The 13,673-nt window shown below is 32.8% G+C and carries 12 protein-coding genes; 8 read left to right on the top strand and 4 right to left on the bottom strand.

All coding sequences use genetic code 11. The features are described 5' to 3' along the window. The first annotated feature begins 97 nt into the window (after nucleotides 1-97). On the top strand, nucleotides 98-988 hold the full coding sequence (locus B0X80_RS06645; protein WP_077339055.1) for a LysR family transcriptional regulator: 891 nt from the start codon (nucleotides 98-100) through the stop codon (nucleotides 986-988). Between the two features lie 87 nt (nucleotides 989-1,075). On the opposite strand, the gene B0X80_RS06640 is transcribed toward B0X80_RS06645, so the two are convergent. After that, entirely contained in the window at nucleotides 1,076-1,933 is an 858-nt protein-coding gene (locus B0X80_RS06640; protein ID WP_077339054.1) for an MBL fold metallo-hydrolase, read from the bottom strand. Nucleotides 1,934-2,181: 248 nt separating this feature from the next. Between B0X80_RS06640 and B0X80_RS06635 the strand changes: the two genes are divergently transcribed. From B0X80_RS06635 to B0X80_RS06625, 3 genes are all read left to right on the top strand, one after another. Beyond that, nucleotides 2,182-3,414 (top strand): YuxH family protein, encoded by a 1,233-nt coding sequence (locus tag B0X80_RS06635; protein ID WP_077339053.1) that lies wholly within the window; start codon nucleotides 2,182-2,184, stop codon nucleotides 3,412-3,414. Between the two features lie 355 nt (nucleotides 3,415-3,769). Next, nucleotides 3,770-5,023 carry an EAL and HDOD domain-containing protein gene (locus B0X80_RS06630; RefSeq protein ID WP_077339052.1) on the top strand — a complete coding sequence of 418 codons (1,254 nt, stop codon included), beginning with the start codon at nucleotides 3,770-3,772 and terminating at the stop codon, nucleotides 5,021-5,023. Nucleotides 5,024-5,081: 58 nt separating this feature from the next. Further along, nucleotides 5,082-6,011, top strand: a complete 930-nt coding sequence (locus B0X80_RS06625) for a helix-turn-helix domain-containing protein (RefSeq protein ID WP_077339051.1) — start codon at nucleotides 5,082-5,084, stop codon at nucleotides 6,009-6,011. 85 nt (nucleotides 6,012-6,096) lie between these two features. Here B0X80_RS06625 and B0X80_RS06620 read toward each other — a convergent pair whose 3' ends face one another. Then, nucleotides 6,097-6,900 (bottom strand): DUF6174 domain-containing protein, encoded by an 804-nt coding sequence (locus tag B0X80_RS06620; protein ID WP_077339050.1) that lies wholly within the window; start codon nucleotides 6,898-6,900, stop codon nucleotides 6,097-6,099. Between the two features lie 124 nt (nucleotides 6,901-7,024). After that, nucleotides 7,025-8,260: a TMEM143 family protein gene (locus tag B0X80_RS06615; protein ID WP_077339049.1), complete on the bottom strand. Its 1,236-nt coding sequence runs from the start codon at nucleotides 8,258-8,260 to the stop codon at nucleotides 7,025-7,027. A 245-nt stretch (nucleotides 8,261-8,505) separates the two neighbouring features. Between B0X80_RS06615 and B0X80_RS06610 the strand changes: the two genes are divergently transcribed. The 3 genes from B0X80_RS06610 to B0X80_RS06600 all read left to right on the top strand — a co-directional run bounded on the left by B0X80_RS06610 (nucleotide 8,506) and on the right by B0X80_RS06600 (nucleotide 12,573). Beyond that, a complete protein-coding gene (locus B0X80_RS06610) occupies nucleotides 8,506-11,283 on the top strand; it encodes a leucine-rich repeat domain-containing protein (RefSeq protein WP_077339048.1) in 2,778 nt (925 codons plus the stop codon). A 159-nt stretch (nucleotides 11,284-11,442) separates the two neighbouring features. After that, complete coding sequence (locus tag B0X80_RS06605; RefSeq protein ID WP_076417636.1) at nucleotides 11,443-11,604, top strand: YqaE/Pmp3 family membrane protein; 162 nt, start codon at nucleotides 11,443-11,445, stop codon at nucleotides 11,602-11,604. 201 nt (nucleotides 11,605-11,805) lie between these two features. Beyond that, the gene (locus B0X80_RS06600) at nucleotides 11,806-12,573 is read left to right on the top strand and encodes a class I SAM-dependent methyltransferase (RefSeq protein WP_077339047.1); all 768 of its coding nucleotides are present in this window, start codon (nucleotides 11,806-11,808) and stop codon (nucleotides 12,571-12,573) included. A gap of 11 nt (nucleotides 12,574-12,584) precedes the next feature. On the opposite strand, the gene B0X80_RS06595 is transcribed toward B0X80_RS06600, so the two are convergent. Continuing rightward, nucleotides 12,585-13,088 carry a hypothetical protein gene (locus B0X80_RS06595; RefSeq protein WP_077339046.1) on the bottom strand — a complete coding sequence of 168 codons (504 nt, stop codon included), beginning with the start codon at nucleotides 13,086-13,088 and terminating at the stop codon, nucleotides 12,585-12,587. A 193-nt stretch (nucleotides 13,089-13,281) separates the two neighbouring features. Between B0X80_RS06595 and B0X80_RS06590 the strand changes: the two genes are divergently transcribed. Then, the gene (locus B0X80_RS06590) at nucleotides 13,282-13,629 is read left to right on the top strand and encodes a rhodanese-like domain-containing protein (protein ID WP_077339045.1); all 348 of its coding nucleotides are present in this window, start codon (nucleotides 13,282-13,284) and stop codon (nucleotides 13,627-13,629) included. Nucleotides 13,630-13,673 lie beyond the last annotated feature (44 nt).

Below are 13,673 nucleotides of genomic sequence, written 5' to 3'. Positions count from 1 at the left end.
CGTGACTAATGCGTATTTTAAACCGTGTTATTGTTTCTTAAATCGGAGAAGTAACGGTAAAATCAATTTAATATAAAGTATAAATAACGGGGTAGTTGTGGATAGAATAACGTCGGCTAAAGTGTTTATAACGATTGTTGAACAAGGCAGTATGACATCAGCCGCAACAGCATTAGATATGTCGCGCTCTATGGTGACTCGCTATTTAAAAGAGATGGAAGATTGGGCTGGCGCAAGGCTATTTCATCGCTCTACTCGTAGTATTACGTTAACTTCGGCAGGTGAACAAATCTTAGCCCAGTGTCAGCAAGTGCTAGCAATTGCCGATAATATTGAAAATATAGCCCTTTCTAAAGACAAAGAAATAACCGGAGTATTGCGCGTAAGTGCTTCTCAGTTTTTAGCTGAAGAAGTGTTAGCGGTGATGGTGCAAAAATTTTTAGTTCTTTATCCTAAAGTGGTTTTAGATTTACACGTGAGCAATCAAACCATTAATTTGATTGAAGACAGAATCGATTTAGCTATTCGTATTAGTAACGATTTAGATCCTAACCTAATTGCCCGTAAGTTGGGGCAATGCCATTCTAAATTGTGTGCAACGCCTGAGTATATAAAGCAAAATCTCCCTATTAAAACACTAGAAGATATAAGTAAACACAATTGTTTAACATATTCATACTTTGGTAATGCACACTGGAAGTTACTGGTAAACGGTCAAGTTGAAAGTGTCCCTGTGCAGGGGAATTTTTATGCGAACGAATCAAGCGTGTTGTTACAAGCTGTATTGGTAAATGCAGGTATTGCCATGCTACCTTTATCTTCAGTATCGAAACATATAGCAAAAGGTGAGTTAGTCGAAATATTACCTAAATACGACTGTGTTGCTTTAGACATACACGGTGTTTATCGTTCGCGTGAACATATGCCTATGTTATTAAGAAAGTTTATTGATTTTCTGGTTGATGAGTTTAAATTACTTGCGATTTAACTGTGGTTTAGTGTTTGTGAGCTGAGTTAAACAGGCGAACGAGTTGATCGCCTGTAGTTAATTGGTATAAGTTCGAAACAAGCGGTTTTATTTTAAATCAGTGTATAAGGTAGTAAGCCATTTTTCTTCGGTGATGAAATTCCAATCTAAACTTTTATACTTTTCACCAATGCCTTGTTTTATCACTTGTTCTAAGCTGAGTTTGTTTGCAACCGCTTTTTCTACACGGCTAATACTAAATTCAAGCATGGCTATTAAGTCTTTTAAACCATTCATATCTGTTAAATTACCATGACCTGGAATAATTTTAGTTGTACTAGGAAAGGTACTCAAAATACTTTTTGCATTGGCCAAGTAACCTTTAACCGAACCACCATTGTTTAAATCTATAAATGGGAATCGACCTTGAAAAAATAAGTCACCCATATGTAATACATTCGCTTTTTTAAAATACACGACTGTGTCGCCATCGGTATGTCCGCTAGGGTAGTGAGATAACTCAATTGTTTCGTCACTTAAGTGAATGGTAATACCGTTTTCATAAGTAACAACTGGGAGAGCGGCATGGTCATGATCGCTTTTACTCGATAAACGCTTTCTGACATTATGATGAGCAAATATAGGCGCATGATGTGAGAAGTAGCTATTACTGCCAGTATGATCGCCATGAAAATGTGTATTAACAATATACTTTAAAGGTTTATCAACAATGCTCTGCATAGCTGATTCAATTTTATCCGCTAAAGGTTTAAATTGATCATCAACCAAAAGCAAACCGTCTGGGGTTGCTAATACACCAATATTTCCACCGGCGCCTTCTAGCATGTATACATCGCCTGCCACAGACTGAGTTTTAATCGTTACTGTATCCATTTCGTTAGCTTGTATTGTATAGCTATATGCAGTGGTGAAAAGTAAGGTGATACCTAAAACAAATGATTTCATGTTATACCTGTGGATTATGCTTTTTATGAAGGTGATATAGTAAACGACTAAAAGCTTTTATCAATACTGTTATTTAGTATACGACTTACAATATAAGCTTATAGGTTAAATTGTAATTTAATGTAATTAGCGTATTTTACCCAGACTATACGCGATATAATTTGTTTACGAAATCAACAGCAGATTTGTTTTGATGCAGATTAAGATAACCGTCTGATAAAACATGATGTCTAATCTAAAGCTTGCGGATGAACTCTGAATTAATCTCTCCTGATGCTCCCATAAAACCACCGAAGATTACTCGCGAACCCATAGTTGATCATTACCAAAATGTTTTTGCTTACGAGTTATTTGTTACCTACTCTAATACTAAAATGCAGTCGCTACCGGTGTTATTAAATTCAAAACATCGTGAGTATATTAATAAGTTATTTATTGATGAAATTGAAAAGATCCCTGAGCATATTTTAATTTTTACTCGTTTACCTGTGTGTACATTTACAACAGAACATAATGTTGCAAAGAGAATAGTAGAAGAGATTGAGTTTATAAATAACTTTGGGTCTTTTGGTGATTCAATCGTTCGCCTAAAAATACCCGCTGTTCAGCTTGGTAAAGGTTGTCACGTAAATGATCTACTTCATGATTTAACCTTTGTTAAATTTAAAGCCGAAATCCCCACCATTAGAACGCTATTAAAAATAAAAAAAGTAAAGCATCAGTATCCAGAAAGTAAGATTATTATTTCTCATATTGATAGTGAAAATACTTTGGAACAGTTAAAGGAAGAGGGCTGTGATTATTTTCAAGGCAAGCAGGTATCACGTCAATTGTTTAAAAAGACGAAAGATGAAAACCAATCTAATATGGTAGACCTCGCATTAATTATAACGGTGTTAGATAAACAAATACCCTTCTTATTATTGTTCGAAAAATGTATACAAGATAAAGGTTTAATTAAGCCATTTTATTACTTTTTAAATGTATTTTTTAAAAAGAAGAAAGTTGAATTTACAAGCTATAAACAAATGGTAACTCTTCTTGGTGAAAGCGTGCTAAGAAAGGTTATTTTGATCACCTTGATGCAAGAATTAAGTCGTGAGAATAGTAAGCCTTTATCTGTTATAAGCTTAACCCGAGCTCACTTTATATCGGCTATGCTTAAATCAAAAGGCGTAAAGTATAGAGGTAGTGGCTACTTAGTTGGCCTGCTTTCTTTGTTAGATTGTATGTTAGACGAAGATATAGAATCTATTGTTTTTCAACTGCATTTACCTTCAGATGTTATGCGAGCTTTACTCGATCATCACGGTGTTTTAGGCAATTTATTGTTAATTTGTAAAATGATGGAAAATCATAAGTGGTTTGATGTGAATAAGCTTTGTAAAGAATACGACTGGAGTGTTGATAACGTTATAAAAAAGTACGCGTATTCCTTAGATTTTGCTACTCATATCTTTATGTCTAAATCTAGGGCCTAATACTGTTCAGTATTAGGCCTAACTTATTTGATAAAACACTTTAAAATAAAAATAGACTTATAGCGTAATAATGTTAACAATGTAAATAAGTTGTTATCAGTTTTATAGGTTTTAACTAACTGAAAAGTAAAATAAAGTTAGGTTTTAAAATGGCATTAAAAGAAACCAAAAAGTAAACCATTATTTTGTAAAAAAATATTTTGTTTTTGTGTGTTTTTTGTTCTTTTGTAGGTGGAAAAATGGCATAAAATATACAGTATACGCAACATTTGCATCAGACGAGTCTTTTTTAAATGATCCAATAATTAAATATGGTGTAATTAATCAACATATTCATTTTAATTATTAGCTGATAATGGAAGATCCACTGAATTTTACTTGCTGCTTAGATACTCAGTATATTGCTAGACATCGAATTGTTGATAATAAAAAAAATGTGTTCGCTTATGAACTTCTGTACAGAAACTCTGAAAACAACTTTTTCCCTTCATATATAAACGATAGCGTTGCGACAAGCCGCTTACTTTTTAATTCTTTATTAGTACAAGAGATAGAGCGTATATCTAACGGTGCGTTGATTTTTATTAATACGTCTAATTATTACTCTTTAAATTATATAGCAGCCACCTTGAACATTGATAATCTTGTTGTTGAAATTGTTGAGCGTACTCAAAATATTGTGGAAGTTCATCGAGCGATTAAAGATTTAAAAAAGAAGCATGTTAAATTTGCTTTAGACGATTACGATGGTACAGAAAAATGGGATGGTATTTTAGGCGATGTCGACTTTATTAAATTAGAGGTTGAAGAGCCTCTTATTCGTACGCTTTTTAAGATTAAAAAGTTGAAATACAAATATCCCAATAAAAAAATTATTGTCGAGAGAATTGAAAATGAGAACACCTTTCGCCAACTGAAAAATGCGGGATGTGATTATTTTCAAGGATTCTTTTTTGAAAAGCCTGAAATGTTGAAATTAAACAACATTGTTCCCTCTCAAAACATCATGATTGAACTGAGTAACTTAGCAAATAATAAACGGCTTAACTTTCCTCTTATTTATCAAAAAATAGCAAAAGATGTCGGTTTAACCACGCGATTATTGAGGATCGCAAATAATTTATTAAAAGATAAAAATATTAGTTTTAGCTCAATAAGTCAGGCTATTACTTACATAGGGGAAGATGCGATTAAGCAATTCCTTATGCTTATGGTGATGACCAACCCCGTAGAAAAAAACATCTCGAAACTCTCTATTATTAGTTTAGCTAGAGCGCAATTTATTATTGAAATGCTTAATGAAGAGCATGGTGAATATACCGATATTGGTTACTTAGTGGGGTTGATTTCATTACTGGATGTTATGTTAGAAACCGATTTTGAAACGTTACTTTTTGAATTTAATTTATCATCAGACTGCGCACGATCATTGTTATATCACCAAGGTGTAGTGGGGAACTTATTATTGATTTGTAAGATGATAGAAAAAAACAAATGGTTTGATGTTAGCAGTCTCTCTCGAGAGTATTGCTGGAACATGGACAAAATAATTAAAACGTTTGACAAAGCATCAAAATTTTCGAATGAGGCGTTAAAAATTACAGTTTAAATAGAATTTTAAATGATCAGGAGCTTTAAATTTAAGGGATGATACCAGGTATGGTTAGATGATTATTACATTTGAAAACAACTCAATTGAAAGTTATCAAGAGATGTTGCAGCAACTTAACGTACAAACACTCGAAGTATTACAACTGTCTAATGGACTCTATAAAGGTAAAACGTCTTGTTTTCTTTTACCGAATATACGTTTATCGATCCAAAGTAAAAACGAATGTACTATTTTACATAAAGGGAAATTTTCCGATGACGAATTTGTAATACCGTTACGTATTGAAGGGCCATTGCACATTATTAATGGAGTATGTGTGCATATCAACGCACTTAATATTATTGGTCCTGGTGAGTATGTTTACACGCGATCTTATTGTGCACGTACAATTGCAACAATTGGCGTATCAAAAAATCATTTAATCAGCTACCTAGGTGAAGAGAAGGTAAGTCAATTACTTGATGGGCTGACGTTGATCCGCGATGGCAAAATAGAATTTTGTAAAATGAAAAGAATAAAAATAGAGCTGTATCGTTACATCATTCAAATTTTTCATCAAAGAGAAGTGTTTAGCCAACAATCGTTAATTGACATTGAAGAACAATTATCTGTAATGATATGTCAATTATTAGAAATAAATTCAAACAAACTTATCCCACAGCCCTGTTTTAACCATCGATTGGTTATTGTGCAAAGGGCTATTAATTATATCGATTCAGAGCCTAATGTTAATATTCCTATTCCGCGTATACTGGATTTTTCTCATTGTAGCTTACGCAGTTTAGAATACGCCTTTAACTCAATTATTGGCATTTCGCCGCAGCGATATTTAAAAATTCGCCGAATGCATTTGATCCGTAGAGAATTAATACATAGGCAACAATGTACGATTAAAGAGGTGGTTTCTAAATATGGAATTGTGAATATTGGGCGATTTTCTCATGATTTTTATACGCTGTTTGGACAATATCCTAAGGAAATTTAGCATAAAAAACCGAACACTAAGTAAAGAAAGGTAGTGTTCGGTGCCAACGATTAGGCAATTCATGGAAATCTCAAAAATTGCAGTATTAATTCTCCGGGAGTATTACATGGCTGATAGCGTAATTAACGGCATCGCAGTCTTCTCCGCCTGAATCGATAAAGTATTGTTTTGGTGCACCTAAGTCATGAAACACAGGCGCTAACTTAGGTGTATTCGCGTTTAAGCCTGCCTCAATTGGTGTGAGTTCTAACTGTAAATTAAGTGTTTTAAATAACTCATCAATGGTCATGTAATGATTAATATCTGTAAGAAATGTTTCGTTATCAAGATCGTAGACTGTGTCTATTGTGTTGTTACTTACTGTTATTTTTACATTAGGCGTAGGGGCAAAGCTGGGGCAATCACTGAAGTTCATATTAAATTCAAACTGATAATCTGGGGCTTTTTTGGCTTTCCATATAGCGTACTTATCACGTAATTGGTTGATTAAACCATACTTTCTTACGTCTGAAATTACTTTAAATTCACACTGTTTATCTAGTTGAGCGTCTGGTAAGTCAGATAGTTGCGAAAAACCTAAAGACTCTGCTGTGTGTAGGTCTTTTGCGTGTATGGTAAATATATTAATTGAACCAGTTTCTGAACCGCATGATTCAGTGTAATTCATTCCATCGTGCCCCTTCTGAGAACAATGAATTTCAATATTTTTGTCAACCAATAGTTCACCATGAGTTGCTAGTGAAATCTGTCCGGTATCTTGGCAGGCAATGGCTTTATCGTCTTGATATACACGCACATGTCGTTCATCTTTTAAATCAATAATATCGTTATCGCATGCGCTTAAACATAAGAAAATTATCCCTAATGTTATTGCAGAATGGTGTTTCATTGTGTTGCCCTCATCAGTAATCAACAATAAAGAAAGTGAGTTAATTATAGTGAGGGAGAGAATAGATTCTGTTGTTAATTGATAATGAATGTAATCAATTGTAATGAAGGTAAATCAGGGGTTGTTAATATTGAAAAATTTTATCCCAATGTTGATCTAATACAATTTTTGACGAGTTTACATCAATAGCTTGATAAACGTTTTCTTGTGATAAAACTAAGCCTAACTTTTCTAATTTACCTAAAGCATCATCCACTTCAAAATCTAAAGTACATTGATATTTATTTTTAAACCAAGCTTCTATTTCGTGATCTAACGCTTGTTCTGTTAGCCCATTTGGATGCTTTAATAAAAAGGTGTAAGCGATAAGGGCTTCTTTAAAGTCTTCTTCTTCGGCTTCGTTCACTAAGGTATGAAATACACCAGCGTTATTATCTAAATTTTTGTAATACAAGTTATCAGCAAGGGCCTTCATAAATTTAATTTTTCGATTCTTAAATTTACTCCATTCTTTAAAAATAAAACTACCAAATACACCCATGCCTAAAGCTAGCGCGATAAGTTGTTTTTGGTTAATTTCTACCGACTCATCACTCATACCTATCCAAAAAGCGAAGAGTGTTGCCAGTAAAATGAGTGACGCACCTAATTTAGTAATTAATACTACAGCACCGCCAACAATAGCTGAAGCGCCAATAATCACTTTATCGATAGGGCGCATACGTATTTCACTATTAGGAAATAGCATTTCTAAATCAGCTTTAGGTACATTTTGAAATAACTTGATCACCGTTGCACCCGCTTCAAAACCTATGGGTAATTGTTTATTGATAAAGTGTTCTTTGCCTTTAAATTTTATATAAACAGCAACTCGGTCGTAATTGGTGAAAGTGAGTGACTTTTTCTTTAGCCCAAAAAATTGGCGTAGCACTTCAGTTTTTTGAGATTCGCCACGGCGATAAAACACAATTTCGTCAAAGTCGTCGAAAGCAACTTCAAGCCTCACTTTAAATAACGACTCTTCATTTAACGCCGCTTGAATATCAGCTTCTGTTATTTTTTCAAAATTCGCGGCGTTTAATACTTTTTCAAAATTTTCGGCAAAGCTTTGTTGATGCTCCGCAATTTGACTGTCAGATAAAGTAATAAGCTGGCGCGTATCTGCATTGGGATCGAATGGTGTATATGAACGTTTAAGGTTTTCAAGTAAGTCGTGGTATTGGAAATGCAGCAAGCTAGATAATATTTGGCATACCTGTGTGAATGAATCAACATCATAAGAAGTACTTTCAGTGATTTCACGCGTACATAAAGTAATAACATCTTGCTTAGTAAAAGGAATAAATCGTTCTGCAGTCATAAGGTTTAAGTATTGTTTTTTACTATAGTACGGAGTTTAGCCAAACTTTTAAATGTGTTTTTACGTGATAGAGGGAAATTTAACGTTTAGTTTTTATGGGCTTTATATGAGTAAAGTATTATAAGGAAAATTGTATTTAATGGCTCAGCACTATAGAATTGCGCGCCATGAGGCAAAGGAATGAACTCTTTCGTTATAATTTTCATATTCTTTTGCATATTGTTATTTGATAAAAGGATATTTTAATGAGTTTTCAGCCTGCCAAAGGTCTTCTTTTAAGTTGTTTAGCACTTAGTTTATACGGTTGTGGCGGCGGTGGTGAAGATACCCCATCAACACCGCCCACTCCACCTACACCTCAAAATGTAGCCCCTGTTATTGCTGAAGTTTCTGCATCTTCGGTTAATGAAAGAGGTACTTATAGTTTAGAACTTGAAGCGAGCGATAGCGATGGTTCTATAAGCTCTTATGTTTGGTCACAAACAGCAGGAACGCCTGTTGTAGAACTAGTAAGCGATAGTAAAACCCTTTTTTTTAATGCCCCGTCATTAACGGCAGAAGAAACCTTATCTTTTGAAGTAACCGTAACGGATGATGATGGCGCTACCGCTAAAAAATCAGTAGATATATTAGTTAATACTTACGACGCTATAGATACAATGACGTTTGTAGATAGTGGCTTACAATCTTGCCTTGTAGCAGATGCTAAAAACGATGTTGCTATTACTAGTATTAATTGTGACGGAGTTAATATTACTTCGTTAGAAGATTTGAAAGGATTTGAACAATTAAAGAATGTATCAATAACAAATGCGAATCTTGTTGATATTTCTGCTGTATCAGAATTAACGTCTTTAGAGGTTTTAAATTTATCGAATAATGGAATTGTAGATATAAGTACTGTTTATGGTCTTAAAAACTTGAAAGAACTTAACTTGGGCTTTAATCGAATAAATAGTATTTCTTCAGAGATCAAAAATCTAAATAATCTTGAAAAATTATCGCTTGAACGAGGTAATGTATATTTGTATTTAAATATTGAAAACTTAAGTTCATTGGTTAACTTAGTTGAATTAACTCTAAACGGAATCAGGGTTACTAATACTGCATTTTTATCCGAACTAACTCAATTAACTACATTAAAAATGAGTGATGTTAGTAGTGATTTTAATTCATTGGCGTTTTTATCTAAAATGCCGTTATTAGAAAGCTTAGATATTAGTAATAATTATAATATCAATGATTTAAGCGCCTTAATAAATGTCCCTTTACTTACAACTTTAAATGTAAGCCGATTAAATGTCGATGATTTATCGCCAGTGTCGGGCTTGACTAATCTTAAGGAGCTTCATTTAACAAATATAAGTAATAGTGTTGATTTATCTATTGTTGAAAATGCGACAGCGTTAGAAGAGTTGTATCTTTCAGGTAATATACCTAAAAATTTGAATTCGTTAGCTAAGTTAACAGAGTTAAAAACACTCTCATTAGTTTCAACTGATTTATCAACGTTAAGTTTTTTAAATGAATTACAAAACTTAGAAACTTTGGACATTAGTGGAAATGGTCGCTTGTCAGATATAAGCGCATTAGCTGGCTTAACTGAATTGAAAAAACTTAATATTTCATCTAATCGTAACTTAAGTGAGTTATTACCTTTGGCGTCTTTGACTAAGGTAACATCGCTTAAAATGGCAAACCTTTATAGTAATTCATCATTAGATTTAACGCCAATTACTAAAATAACAGGTTTAACTACATTAGATATATCAAATAATCGATTTATGGATATCTCTGGATTATCTGAACTCGCTCTACTTGAAAGCTTAGACTTATCGTCAAATAATCTAGAGTCATTATTTGACTTCTCTCCATTAATTTCTCTTAAAGCATTAACATTATCAAATAATCGTTTTATAAAATCTTTAACAGGTATTGAAGGAGCAATAAACTTAGAAGAGCTTGTAATATCTAATTATAATAGTTCGATTGAAGATATTTCGGCTTTGTCATCTCTAATAGCTTTGAAATATTTAGATTTAGGTAAGATTCCTTTGCTGAAAAATTTTGATGCATTAAGTGGTTTAACCCAGTTAGAGACACTTAAAATATCAGAAAATAACAACCTAACATCATTAGCATTTCTGAGTGATTTAATGGAATTAAAAGATGTTCAATTAACTAATATGGACAAGTTGGAGTATGTTTCATACTTAGAGGGTAAACCTAAACTTACTAATATTAATTTAGATTACGGACGCTCTATAACATGCTCTGATTTAGATGCATTAGCTACAGCTTATCCAAATGCGACTATTAGAAAATATTATAATTGTGTTCAGCTGCCAATAGATTGGAATTTAATTAAAGATGAAGGTTTTACACAATGCTTAAATAATCGATTTGATGTATTTCGCGTTACTAGTATTGATTGTTCAGGTTATTCGAATGAAATTTTAGACATATCAGGTATCGAGCAGTTTATAGCGTTAACGAGCATTTCTTTTTCCAGAACTAAAATTACGGATTATGAGCCATTAAATAGTCTTACTTCATTAAATCGAATTTCTATTAACGATCAAGCGCTAACAACGATACCTGACTTTTCTTCGATGCCGAATTTAAAGGAGCTTTACTTAAGAAATAACAAATTAACAACGGCTGATTTTTCTGGTAATTATGAAAAACTAATAATCGTAGATTTGAGTAATAATGATATAACTGATATTAGCGGATTGTCATCGTTAACTAATCTTCAAATAATTGATTTGGAAAGTAATAATGTCACTGATATTAGCAGTTTTGAATTACTTTCATCATTAAAAAGCATAGACTTAGATTATAATAATGTGAGTGATTTATCACCTTTAACACGCCTGACTGATTCAAACACAAGTGCTGTTTTCGGCTTAGAGATATATTCTAACCCATTGGTAGATTGTACTGAGTTGGAATCGTTATCTGCAACATTGAGAACAAGATTAAATGGTGTTTATATACGTGAGCCAAGTCACTGTAATTAATTCTTAACTTTTTGATGTATTATTAAAACCGCTTTTATAGCGGTTTTGTTTATGTAAATATAATGTAAATTACCAGTTGTTAACATTATATTTACATTCAGTGGGTTTACAGGTAAGTTGTTTACTGAATTTTCTTTATTACTAATAGGATAATAAAAAATGAATAAATTAGTGCTAATTATACTTTCAATCTTACTTCCACCTTTAGCTGTGTTTTTAAATAACGGCGCAGGTAAGCATTTATTGATTAATATTTTACTCTGTATATTTTTCTATATACCGGGGATATTGCATGCTTTGTGGTTAGTTACACGAAAGTAGATAATCCTGTTTATAGCAGAGTTCAACTGATTTAAAAGAAGCACGTATATATGTTATTAATTTAGCAATATGTATGTGCTTTTTTGTTTTTAACTATCTTTAATAATAATTAATTTTTTGAAAGGGTAAGTAAATATATGAATAATAGTTAATAATATAGCGACAACATCAACTTACATATTTTTAATATTATAAAGCTCTATGGATTTAAATAAGCTACTCGCGAAAAAAAATACCACAGTACATCAGCAAGATGTTGATGGGCATATGCTAACGGTTAAAGAAACCGCAGAATACCGTTGGTTCGAATATGGCGGGCAAGCGGTTCAGTCGTTAATGAGTTTGCAAAATCCTGAAGAACTTGTTTTACCTATTCCTCAATCTATGTTGCTGTTTCTTTTATGGAAAAAAACGCCATTAAAAGTACTTAACTTAGGCCTAGGTGGAGCGGCTTTTGAGCGCACACTGGCAACGATTCCTAGTGTGTTACTAACATCTGTTGAAGTATCGAAACCTGTTCTTGATATTGCAAAACGGTATTTTAAATTACCGCAAAAGGTACACGCACAATGCCAAAGTGCAGAACAATTTATTGCTAATACACAAGCTAAATATGATGTTGTTTTGTGTGACATGTTTATTGAAGAAAAAAGCCCGAGCTTTTTGTTTAACGAAGCGTTTTATCAGCGCTTAAAAACGATAACGTTAGATAAAAGTGTGGTGCTATTAAACATGTATGTCGAAACCGATGAGCAGTTATTGCTGGCTCTGCACGAAATTAAAAAACATTTCCCTTACATTGCTTTAATTGATTTTGATGAGTACAAGAACGTTGTTGTTGTTTGTAGTGTAAATATTATTCCTTCTAGAGATGAGTTATCAAAGTACTTAGTTCAATTTAATAAACTTAAGTTAAGTGAGTTAAAACAGATCATTCCTAGAATTCGTTATATACCTTACAAAGCTTAACTTTCGTCGTATTAACTTTGTGGCAGATCACTAAAATTTGCCAGTAAAAACAACGCTGAGCTATTACTTACACAACACCTTAAAAATTTAGGTAAATAATTCGCTTGAGCGATCAATTTTTCTGCTTCTGGGCTGGTTGAACTAATTAAATTGATTAAATGTTTAGGTACAGCAATACGAGTAGCAAGCAACATTCTATAGCCATGGCGTTGATGGTAAATATCTTCTAGAAAAAACATGTCGTAGCAAATACCGGTTCGAGCCACTCTTTCAGGTGTCAATATGTATTCTGCTAATGCGATAGCAACAAAGGTAAATTTAGTTTTTTTATCTAATGTTGGGCTTAAAGAAATAACCGGTTTATCTGTTTCTCCTTCTAAATGTATTTCACAGAGGTTTTTTAATTTAGGTCTAATGGCAATATTTACACCTAAAGCTTCACAGAAGGCTTTAATGTCAATGTGATCTTCTCGGGTACAACTTTCTATTAATTTTTCAACAAGGGATGGAAGCATAAAGTTATAAGTACATTTATCTTGAATGGTAGGTGTATATTTAATTGATTATAACGGAAATTTTTATTTCATCTACTTATCTCAATAATAGAATGGGTATCATATTTTAAAAGTACATAAATTTATTGTTACTTGTTATATTAGTTTTTTCTAATATAATGAGTTGAACCCCATAAAATTGAAAGAGTAGACCATGTTAAAATCAATCCCTTCATTAGTTGATACCATAAAAGAAAGTGTTACCACAATAACAGCCAGTGCTGCTTTTAATGAAAGCAAAACCAATAATGGCATTGTTATCGATGTGCGAGAACCTGCTGAAATAATAGAAAGTGTTGTGCCAGACGCTGTAAATATTCCAAGAGGGGTATTAGAAATGAAAATATTGCAGCTTTATCCTGATGCAACTCAACCTATCTATATTCATTGTGCTTCAGGTGTTAGAGCTTTATTTGCCGCTGAACAGTTACAGCGCTTAGGCTATGAAAATGTAAAAGCGATTTCTTGTACCATTACTGATATTCAAAAAGCCTGTATTTAATACCTCTTCTTATTCTCTATGTTGTAAATTTTGTTGTGAGTAAA

Source organism: Pseudocolwellia agarivorans (assembly GCF_002000085.1).
Lineage (GTDB): Bacteria > Pseudomonadota > Gammaproteobacteria > Enterobacterales > Alteromonadaceae > Pseudocolwellia > Pseudocolwellia agarivorans.
This window is presented reverse-complemented; position numbering and strand designations above follow the sequence as displayed.